An 8,351-nucleotide genomic window follows, 5' to 3' on the forward strand; every position below is an offset into this window, starting at 1 on the left:
TTTCTCGGTCATAGGCGAACTCCTTTCAATCGTTCATCAGTTGCTTTAAGCGGTTTAGCTTGTTTTGTGCGCTTTCCCTGCGGAAGTTCTCGCCGGAGAAGCAGACCGGGGCGCACATTTCAAGCAGTCGGTCATAAATCCGGGCGTGGGGCGTGTCCTGCGGGTTCTGTAACTCGGTAAGCGTGAGGTTGGTCGTGACGATCAGCGGCTTGCCGCTTCGGTAACGACTGTCAATCACATTGTAGACTTGCTCCAATCCGTACTCTGTGCCACGCTCCATTCCAAAATCATCAAGGATAAGCAGCGGATAGCGGCAGAGGTTGGAAATATATTCGTTCCTGCCCTCAAAGGTGGCGGCAAGGTCACCCAGGATAATGGCAAAGTTCGTCATTTTTACGGAGATTTCTTTCTCCATGAGGGCGTTTGCAATGCACCCAGCAAGGTAGCTTTTGCCTGTGCCGACGCTGCCCCAGAGCAGATAACCGATGTTCCCGGCTTTCATGTCCTCCCAATGCTCCACATAGAAATGGGCGGTTTTCATCTGCGGGTTTCTGCCGTTATCGTTGGCAAAAGTCCATTCCCGCATAGCCGGGTCGGTAAATCCCCGGCGTTTCAGTTCTTCTACCTTGTCCCGGTGCTTTCTCTGCTGTTCGGCGGCTTCACGCTCCATGCGCTGCGCCCGCTGGCAGTCACACTCTGACGGGTGGCGGTCACGCCCAAACAGGGCGATTTTATCAGCCGGAAAATAGACTTCTTTCGGTGTCCGGCACTTGCCACAGTAGAGCAGACCGTCCTCACCTGTGTAGTCCTCCGGCTCGGCGGTGGCTGCTGGTATCTGTAAATTCATATCTTCAAAAGCTGGCTTCATAGACTTTCTCCCTCCTTGTAGGTGTAATCGGGTATGCCCTTTTTCGGGGCAGCTTTAGCGGTATCGTCAGCCGCCCATCTGCGGATAGTGGCGGCATGGTTCTTGTATTTCTTCCCGGTAGAAGCGATATAGCCGGATAGCCGGTCAATGTAATACTCCCACTTGTCGGGCAGTTCTGCTTGCAGTTCGGAAAGTTCCATCTCTGTCAAAATCACATTTTTGTATCTGCCGTAAGCGGCGGGGGTGGCTCGTCCCGGTTTTAACTCTCTCTCTTTTTCTATCTCTATATCTATCTCTTTCTTTATCTCTATCTCTGGTGGACAAATGTCCGCTTTTGCTTCGGACACTTGTCCACTAAGCCGTTTTTGCTCTGAAATCTTCATTCTTGCCCTGCGCTTGCGCTCCCCCTCGGTAGAGGATTGACCGATGAAAAGCTCGATATTGCTCATATACAAAGCCCCGTTGTCCAGCGGTTCGACAAGCCCCAGCTTCATAAAGATTTGCAAAGCCCGTTCAACTGTGCCGACCTGCTGGCGGGTAATGGTGGCTATCATTTGGGCGGTGTAGGGGATATTCTCGTCAAGCTGCAAAGTCCCGCCGTATTTCAGCGATTTTAAGTACAGCTTCAAGAGGATATTGGAATACAGCATACCGTCCTGCATACTTTCCAGCAGCACGATAGCGTCATCGTCAAAATAGCTCTCTTTCAGTTTGAGGTAATAATATTTGCGGTTATCTGACATAATTTTGGTTCTCCTTATCTGCGGGGCGGGCTTTCCATCTCTTTGAGTAATACCGGGGGCAGAGTACCACGATAGCCCTAAAACTCTGCTTGCAGTCATGGGTACAGCCCCGGCAAAGGGCATTGAAAGTAATGCGGTTTCGCTCATTGAGGAAGAACGCCCATTCCAGCCGCCGCTTCTTGCTCATTCTCGGCATGAAAAAACGCTCCTTTCTTCGGTTTGGTCGGGTGTAACGGGACAGGGGCAAAATCTGTATGTTCCCGGTATCATTTTCGGGGAAAATCTGCCCTGTAAGCCCCGTTGGAAAGGTTAGGGGTATTGCGGATAGGGTATGGCATACCCTCTGCCTTTTGTATGGTTTCGGTATCATTTCGGGGCGGTTTTTAACGGTCACGTCCCGGCTTTTTATCCGGGTACAGACTTCCACAGCATACGGCGGCATGGCTACGGATTTTGGCTTCTCCCCGCTGTTCGCTTGCCTTTGCGTTCTTGTAGCCCTCGTCAGAGAGGAAAATCCCCCTTGTACCCAACGGGGCTGTCATTGCTCAAAATATCAACCACAATCATGTGCCGGTTCTGTGGCAGATAGCGTTCAAAACCCGTAAGGTCATGCCCCTGCATAATCGGCTCTTTCGCCTGTGCCTTTGCTTCGGCAAGCCGCCGGATAGAGTTGTCCCGTTCTTTAAGGAAACGGGCTTTGATATCAGCGATAAAGCAGCTGCACTCCGGCTCCGGGATTTTCTCCAGCTTGTCAATGGTGTTTTTCACGATTGCCTTTGTGAGAGGGTCTTTGAGTACGGGGACAATCTCTGCAAGCCCCGCAACGGTAGCCGCCCGGTCAGTAGCGGCGTACTGGTAAATCATTTCTAATTCACTTCTTGTGAATGTCATGGTGCGTCCTCCTGTTCTTATTCGGTATCAATTCGGGGCGTTTTATCGCTCCTGTTCCTGTTTCTTCTGTCGGCTTGGTGTGCCGTGTAGTATCTGCTCGGCGTTCCGCTTGGCTGTGGCAAGCTGCTCATGCTCGGCTTTGGCGGTGCGGTAGGTGTTGTAAGCTGCGTTTTTCTCGGAAATGAGGGTTTCAATCTCTGTATTCAGCTTTGAAATGGCTGGCAGCTTCTTCCCCGGTGCAAGCACCTTTAGCTGGCGCAGGGTGGCTTCATAGATGATAAAATCCGCTTCGTTGGCTTGGTAATAGCGGTCTGCCTTTTTCCCGGACAGCTTTTTATGAACGTCAATGACGGGGCGGGTGCGGCGGTAATCGCTGACAACCTTTCGCAGATTTTTCTTATCGGAAATGCTCTGTTCAATGCCCCGCAGACTTTCCCTCGCTTCGGACAGGGCTTTCCGGCTGCTCTCCACGGCTGCGTCCAGCTTGTCAAGGTCAAGCAGTTCGTTTTCCATGAGAAAGTTGTGGGTAGCCGCCATCTGTTTGAGATTGTGCAGGGAAGCCCAGCGGTCATAGCCTGCGCCCTTGCCCTCGGCTCGCTTGGCTTCCCGGTCAACCATACGCTGTAATCCGTCCTGTTTCGGGGCGGTTTTGGCGGCTTTTTTCCGCTGTAAATGCTCCATAATGCTGTCGGGGTATTCGGGTATGGCTGCGGTCTGTTCGGCGGCTCTGTGGGCGTTCTGCTCCAAAAGGGCAAGGACGGCGGTACGGTCAAAATCGTCCCCCAGCTTCCGGGCTGTGATAGGCTTGGTCCTGTCCGGGGTAAGGTAGGACAGCCGCCCCCGGCTTTCCTTAACGGTTACACCTTCCCGGAGAAGTAATGCGGCAAACTCGTCAAAGCTGCCCGCCCGGTCAAGGGCTTTCCGTATGGTCTGCCGTAGCCGTTGCTTGTCCGTTTCAAACTTCGTCTGCCGGGGCGTGATACCGTCCGCTATCATCGGGGCATTGGCTTTATCAAGGGCAAGCTGCCCTTTCTTCTGCGCCCAGTATTCACGCTCGGTCACTCGGTTCTTACTGCCATGCAAGAGGTCAATCTGATACAGATTTTCCCGGTGGCACATCTCCATGACTTCGGACTTGAAATATTCCATAGCTGCGTCTGTGCAGCGGTGCTTCATGCCGCATTTTGTGTCCGCTGGTCTGTCCATGTAGGGCAGAAGCGGGACAGCTTCAATCCGCAAGCTGTTTATGACGATATGCACATGAATGTTGCCAGAGTGATTGTGCCCGTCCGGGTGGGTACAGACAATGGCTTGGTGTCCGGGGAATTGTGTTTTGCAAAATTCCTCGCCCAGCGATTGTGCCTTATCAACGGTCAGACCGTTGTCCGTTCCGTCCCGTGGGTCAAAGCTGATGATGTAGTGGTGGGACTTCACATCTTCCCGCTTTTGGTTCTTGCCATAGCGGAGATTGGAGCGCATACAGGCAACGGCAAAATCTTCCCCGCCGCAGTTCAGAGTGGCAAGGCGGTAGTCCTCACGGGGAACAAGCCGCCCGTTCTCGTCCAGCGTGGGCTTCATGGTAAACTCGTCATGCTCAAAAGTGAGGTACTGCTCGGCTGCTCCGTAGTCGGCATTTTTAGAGCTGATATGTTTGAATGTTGCCAACAGCTTCACCTACTTTCTGCAAGACTTCAAACTTCAAGGCGGCAAGGTCGGAAATGGCGACTCTGACTTCGCCGGACAGGGCGTTATACGGTACACCGTATTCGTTCAGATACCGGGCAATCTGATTGAGGATGCCGCCGATCCTGCCATATTCGGCGGTCAGCTTCCCGACAGCGGCAAGCAATTCATCATTGACCGGGGAAACGGTAACAATGGGGCGTATGGTTGCCCGTGTAATGGCTTGCCGGATAAATTCAGACTGGCTCATACCATAAGGGGCAAGCCGGGCGGTAAAGTCGGCGTATTCTTCATCGGTCAGCCGGGTCTTGACTACCCGGCTGCGGTGGGGCGTGTTATATCGTTTCATAGGTGGTTGACCTCCTTTCTGTGCGTGGTGTCCGCTCACTAATAGGAGAAAAACGGGGTGTGCAGCGGAACTGTTTTTGAAAAAATCCGAAAAGAATTTGCGGAGATTTTCAAGCGGCGTAAGCCGCATAAGCAGGGTTTGGGGAAGGCACTCCCCAACAAGATTCCCACCGGGGCAAAAGGAGCGATAAGCGAATTTTGGCACCGTGGTAGAATCTTGCTCTAAAAAACTACCGCTTTCCTCGGCGACTCTGGTTTGCGGATATACTGGCTTGCTCCACCAATATAGCGATTGCGGCGGCGTGTTCTGCCCGCTGTTCACCACTACAACGGTGAAAAGGGGGCGTTTTGGCAAACGCACGGAAATTTTTTTGTTTTCCCTGTCTGCTCCCTACAACAATCCGGCGGTGTGGTTTGCCAAAGATTTTTGAAAATGGGCGCAAAAAAAGCAGTAAACCTTTTCAAGATTTACTGCTTATCTGCCGCTGTGATGGGCGGCGGTATTAAATTGTCAGCCGTTTTTCAAATGGAATTTATCTGCAATCGCTTTCTTTCCGCTTTCCAATTCCTTTTCTGTAATCTTCCATAATCCTAACGCAATGATCTGCTATCTTTTGCATTCCGAGTTCTTCAAAAAAGGCAATTTGTATTTTCATCAGTTCTTCACAAACAGTCAACTTCTGCTCATCCATATTGCTAATAGCAAGCCATGGGAACGCTTTATATTTCTTAGTGTCCCCAATGAGAAAATTGTACCCTATCAACTCATTTTCACGGAAAACGAAATAGAATTGTGGGCCTGAACCTGGAACTGACTTTTCCATAATTTGCTGCATTGTTCTCACGCCGCCGTATGCCGGAAAAAAACCTATTCGCTCAAGAGCATTTAATATGTCAATCCTTTTATCTGTGGGTATGTCTCTATAATTGATAATCTGTTCCATTTGCTCTACCCTCATTGAAGTTTAATTTGTCAGGCTCTAATTATACAACTTTTCTGTTTAGCGGTCAAAGCGGAACTTCAACAGGCTTTCTATCAGTTGCCTGACGATATGCTCCTGCATATCCGTGTTAATCTGTCCGTCCATTTTCGCACAAGAGCGGACATATCCCGCATAATGGGATAGGACGGCGGCAACAGCTTCCGGGTCGCCCTCGCTTGCCTTAACGATTGTCTCATAGGGAAGTAGCTGGCTCATAGGACAAATCCTCCAACTCTGCCCGTAGCCGCCGTAAAATCATCTGAATACGCCGCCCGGTTGTGTTGCCAGCCCGTCCATATCTCCGTCCAATCTCCCTATGCGTCAATCGTTGGAAGTAGTACAAGAAAATGATTTCCTGTTCCATCTGTGATAGTGCGGACAGGGCTGCGGCAAGCTCTGGACTTTCCAAAAGCACCATCTGACCACAGACGAAAAGCGGATAGCTGGTCATGCCGGATTGCTCCGCAAAGTATTTATCTGTGGTACTGAATGGATAGTGTTTTTCTTCTATCAGATATTCAAGCGAGATTTCCCGCTTGCGGCGGCTCCGTATGCTCCGGGCTGCGTCTATGGCAGCGTGGCGAATGACGATTTTGCAAAGGGCATCATGCGTGTGCCGGATATGCTCTTGATACTTTTCGTGTTCGGTCATGGAAAATCCCCCTTTCTGGATAGTGGCAGAGGGCGGCAGCGCTTATTGCTGTCGCCCTCTTGATTGCCGAACAGCAAAGACGGGCGGGACTGTCAACGGCGGGCGAAGCCCGTTCATCTTGACCGTTGACTGGCTCGGCTGGTTTTGCTATCTGCTCACGGCAATTCACTCTCATTGATAGGAATTGCCTCAAGTTCCGTATTCAAATTGTTCCAATAAGAGCCGATATCCGCACTTGTGAAATACTTAAAACCGCCTGCTGCTGACTTCAATTCGCCGTTTTTAACCCCATAGCAGGCGTAAATCAAATCGTAGCTTGTTCCATCTGAGAGGTTAAATCTAAAGCTGGTCACATCTGCTCCGGCAGTTTCCTCAGTCGTTTTGTCTTTTAGGGATAAGCCCTTGAACTTATCATACAGGGTCTTTATATCATTTTCAGCAACAACTACTTTCTTTTCTGCTGATGCAGGCACTCCGTCATAGTGGTACATTTCAACGTTTTCGACATCTTCAACCTCAAATGGGAAGTCGATTTTGACAGGCTCATAAGCAATGTTTATAGGTAACAGAAAGAGAGCTGTAAAAATTGCAATGATACAAAGAGCGATGGAAACGAGAACAGCAATCGTTATCTTTTTTCTGCCTCTCTGCTTTTCTTTTGCCTCATGGCGCATAATAACGCTTTCGCTTTCTTCGTGAAGAACATCTTCGCTCGTGTGAGAAAGCAATTTCTGATAAATTGCGTTACAGTCAGCACAGGCGTTCAAATGCTCTTTTACCATCTCTGCGCTTGCTTCGCTGCAAGCACCGTCAACATACAGCGGAAGAATATCTCGAACAATATCGCATTGTTTACTCATGCTTTTCATCCATCCTTTCTTGAATTTTTAGCTTTGCACGATGATAAGTAACTCTCGCCCATGATTCTGTTTTTCCAAAAATTGCAGCGATTTGTGAAAAAGATAGTTCCCCGAATACGCGAAGCTGAAAGACTTCTTTGTATGGTTCTTCCAAACGGTGAAGAACGAGGTGTATGCGGAACGCCATGTCAGAATCTGCAACTGAGTTCTCAACATTTTCATTTGATGGCAAGTCATTGATTTCACTCACATCAGCTACTCGCTGACGGCTTCGCATTTCATCATGGTAAAGGTTTTTTGCTATGGAGCAGAGCCATGTCAATTCATCTGACTTACCTTTGAATTGTGATGTTGTAGAAACAGCCTTATAGAATGTGTTCTGCGTGATTTCCTCTGCTATCTCACGATTTTTGGCAAGAGAAATAGTATACGAGTATACCTGTAAATAGTAGGCTTTATAGAGCTTTTCATAGTCCATACTTGTCATCACCTCCTTCAGCTTCATAGGTTAGACGGAGAAATCGGAATTTCGTTACAAAGAAGTTTGAAATTTTTATACCTTTACGCTACTCTTGCTTTGTGCGGACTATTGGTAGACGCGCATTAACGGCAAGTAAAGAGATTGCTGTGTCAGCTTGATATGTTCAAATGCTAATTAAGTATAGCATACAGCTATAAATTTTTCTATTGCGTTCCCCTGACTTCGGAATAGTGGCAGGGCTGGCTATCCTTGTTTTGCTTTGTGCTTCTCTACCGTACATGAGCATTGGCGGAAGGATTATCGCCGCCGTAGCCTTCCATGAGGTTCACGGCACCCCAAACGCCGAGACCGGCACCCAATGCCACGACCAGAGTCTTCAGAACGTCCACTGCACTGTTAAAGAATTCCATAGTAAAATCTCCTTTGTTTTGAAAAAAGCGACCTTGTACACACCTGAAATCTGTTTACAAAAAGCCGAAAGCCACGGCGAAGGTTGATTTTCCGGTGTACCTGTTGGGTCAATGGGCAAAAAAATAACCGCTCGTCTTGTCAGGCGGGCGGGAGTGAATCGGCATCCACCATGATGAAGGCATCATCCGGGTGGATTTTTTCTTTTCGGTTTAAGAACTTCTCGATGTCAAGAGCGTTCTTGGGGTCATAATCGGATGTATATTTGTAATTTGGGTGCTGCGTCAGGTCGTATTTATCCGAAAGGAAAGGTCTGACACCGCGCAGCTGCAGGATGCACTTGCCGCCATCCAGCACGGCTATTTCATCGCGGCTCAATAATTCCCTGCCGTAAAGTCAAGTGATGAATTCGCAAAAGAAAAGACCCTTCCCGT

Annotated in this window: 10 protein-coding genes and 3 pseudogenes; all 13 read right to left on the reverse strand. The window is 49.3% G+C overall.

The annotated features are described in order from the left end of the window. Positions 1 to 25: 25 nt before the first annotated feature. Complete coding sequence (locus DW937_RS12040; RefSeq protein ID WP_097786547.1) at positions 26 to 868, reverse strand: ATP-binding protein; 843 nt, start codon at positions 866 to 868, stop codon at positions 26 to 28. Continuing rightward, entirely contained in the window at positions 865 to 1,611 is a 747-nt protein-coding gene (locus tag DW937_RS12045) for a phage replisome organizer N-terminal domain-containing protein (protein ID WP_120121070.1), read from the reverse strand. Before DW937_RS12045 ends, DW937_RS12040 begins: the two co-directional genes overlap by 4 nt. Then, positions 1,601 to 1,807 carry a hypothetical protein gene (locus DW937_RS15220; protein WP_097786372.1) on the reverse strand — a complete coding sequence of 69 codons (207 nt, stop codon included), beginning with the start codon at positions 1,805 to 1,807 and terminating at the stop codon, positions 1,601 to 1,603. The genes DW937_RS12045 and DW937_RS15220 overlap by 11 nt, the downstream gene beginning before the upstream one ends. 187 nt (positions 1,808 to 1,994) lie before the next feature. Beyond that, positions 1,995 to 2,502: pseudogene (locus DW937_RS12055) on the reverse strand (DUF5720 family protein). Positions 2,503 to 2,544: 42 nt separating this feature from the next. Beyond that, on the reverse strand, positions 2,545 to 4,167 hold the full coding sequence (locus DW937_RS12060; RefSeq protein ID WP_097786373.1) for a relaxase/mobilization nuclease domain-containing protein: 1,623 nt from the start codon (positions 4,165 to 4,167) through the stop codon (positions 2,545 to 2,547). After that, the gene (locus tag DW937_RS12065; protein ID WP_097786374.1) at positions 4,139 to 4,534 is read right to left on the reverse strand and encodes a mobilization protein; all 396 of its coding nucleotides are present in this window, start codon (positions 4,532 to 4,534) and stop codon (positions 4,139 to 4,141) included. Before DW937_RS12065 ends, DW937_RS12060 begins: the two co-directional genes overlap by 29 nt. Before the next feature lie 532 nt (positions 4,535 to 5,066). After that, entirely contained in the window at positions 5,067 to 5,492 is a 426-nt protein-coding gene (locus DW937_RS12075; RefSeq protein WP_005921288.1) for a hypothetical protein, read from the reverse strand. Positions 5,493 to 5,534: 42 nt separating this feature from the next. Beyond that, entirely contained in the window at positions 5,535 to 5,732 is a 198-nt protein-coding gene (locus DW937_RS12080; protein ID WP_005921293.1) for a helix-turn-helix domain-containing protein, read from the reverse strand. After that, a complete protein-coding gene (locus tag DW937_RS12085; RefSeq protein WP_120121072.1) occupies positions 5,710 to 6,168 on the reverse strand; it encodes a sigma factor-like helix-turn-helix DNA-binding protein in 459 nt (152 codons plus the stop codon). Before DW937_RS12085 ends, DW937_RS12080 begins: the two co-directional genes overlap by 23 nt. A 155-nt stretch (positions 6,169 to 6,323) precedes the next feature. Next, positions 6,324 to 7,028, reverse strand: coding sequence for a zf-HC2 domain-containing protein (locus DW937_RS12095; RefSeq protein ID WP_005946129.1), 705 nt, complete (start codon positions 7,026 to 7,028; stop codon positions 6,324 to 6,326). Then, positions 7,021 to 7,533 carry an RNA polymerase sigma factor gene (locus tag DW937_RS12100; protein WP_003533443.1) on the reverse strand — a complete coding sequence of 171 codons (513 nt, stop codon included), beginning with the start codon at positions 7,531 to 7,533 and terminating at the stop codon, positions 7,021 to 7,023. The genes DW937_RS12095 and DW937_RS12100 overlap by 8 nt, the downstream gene beginning before the upstream one ends. A gap of 257 nt (positions 7,534 to 7,790) precedes the next feature. Further along, positions 7,791 to 7,919 (reverse strand): annotated as a pseudogene (locus tag DW937_RS12105) (Maff2 family protein); the annotation flags it as partial. A gap of 139 nt (positions 7,920 to 8,058) precedes the next feature. After that, a pseudogene (locus tag DW937_RS12110) lies at positions 8,059 to 8,307 on the reverse strand (type IV secretory system conjugative DNA transfer family protein); the annotation flags it as partial. Positions 8,308 to 8,351: the final 44 nt, after the last annotated feature.

Source organism: Faecalibacterium sp. AM43-5AT, assembly GCF_003603345.1.
GTDB lineage: Bacteria > Bacillota > Clostridia > Oscillospirales > Ruminococcaceae > Faecalibacterium > Faecalibacterium taiwanense.

Bases quoted from the DNA above. Each gene is read 5' to 3' on its own strand.
- DW937_RS12040 (WP_097786547.1), bottom strand. From the start codon at position 868: ATGAAGCCAGCTTTTGAAGATATGAATTTACAGATACCAGCAGCCACC.
- DW937_RS15220 (WP_097786372.1), bottom strand. From the start codon at position 1,807: ATGCCGAGAATGAGCAAGAAGCGGCGGCTGGAATGGGCGTTCTTCCTC.
- DW937_RS12045 (WP_120121070.1), bottom strand. From the start codon at position 1,611: ATGTCAGATAACCGCAAATATTATTACCTCAAACTGAAAGAGAGCTAT.
- DW937_RS12080 (WP_005921293.1), bottom strand. From the start codon at position 5,732: ATGAGCCAGCTACTTCCCTATGAGACAATCGTTAAGGCAAGCGAGGGC.
- DW937_RS12075 (WP_005921288.1), bottom strand. From the start codon at position 5,492: ATGAGGGTAGAGCAAATGGAACAGATTATCAATTATAGAGACATACCC.
- DW937_RS12065 (WP_097786374.1), bottom strand. From the start codon at position 4,534: ATGAAACGATATAACACGCCCCACCGCAGCCGGGTAGTCAAGACCCGG.
- DW937_RS12100 (WP_003533443.1), bottom strand. From the start codon at position 7,533: ATGAAGCTGAAGGAGGTGATGACAAGTATGGACTATGAAAAGCTCTAT.
- DW937_RS12085 (WP_120121072.1), bottom strand. From the start codon at position 6,168: ATGACCGAACACGAAAAGTATCAAGAGCATATCCGGCACACGCATGAT.
- DW937_RS12095 (WP_005946129.1), bottom strand. From the start codon at position 7,028: ATGAGTAAACAATGCGATATTGTTCGAGATATTCTTCCGCTGTATGTT.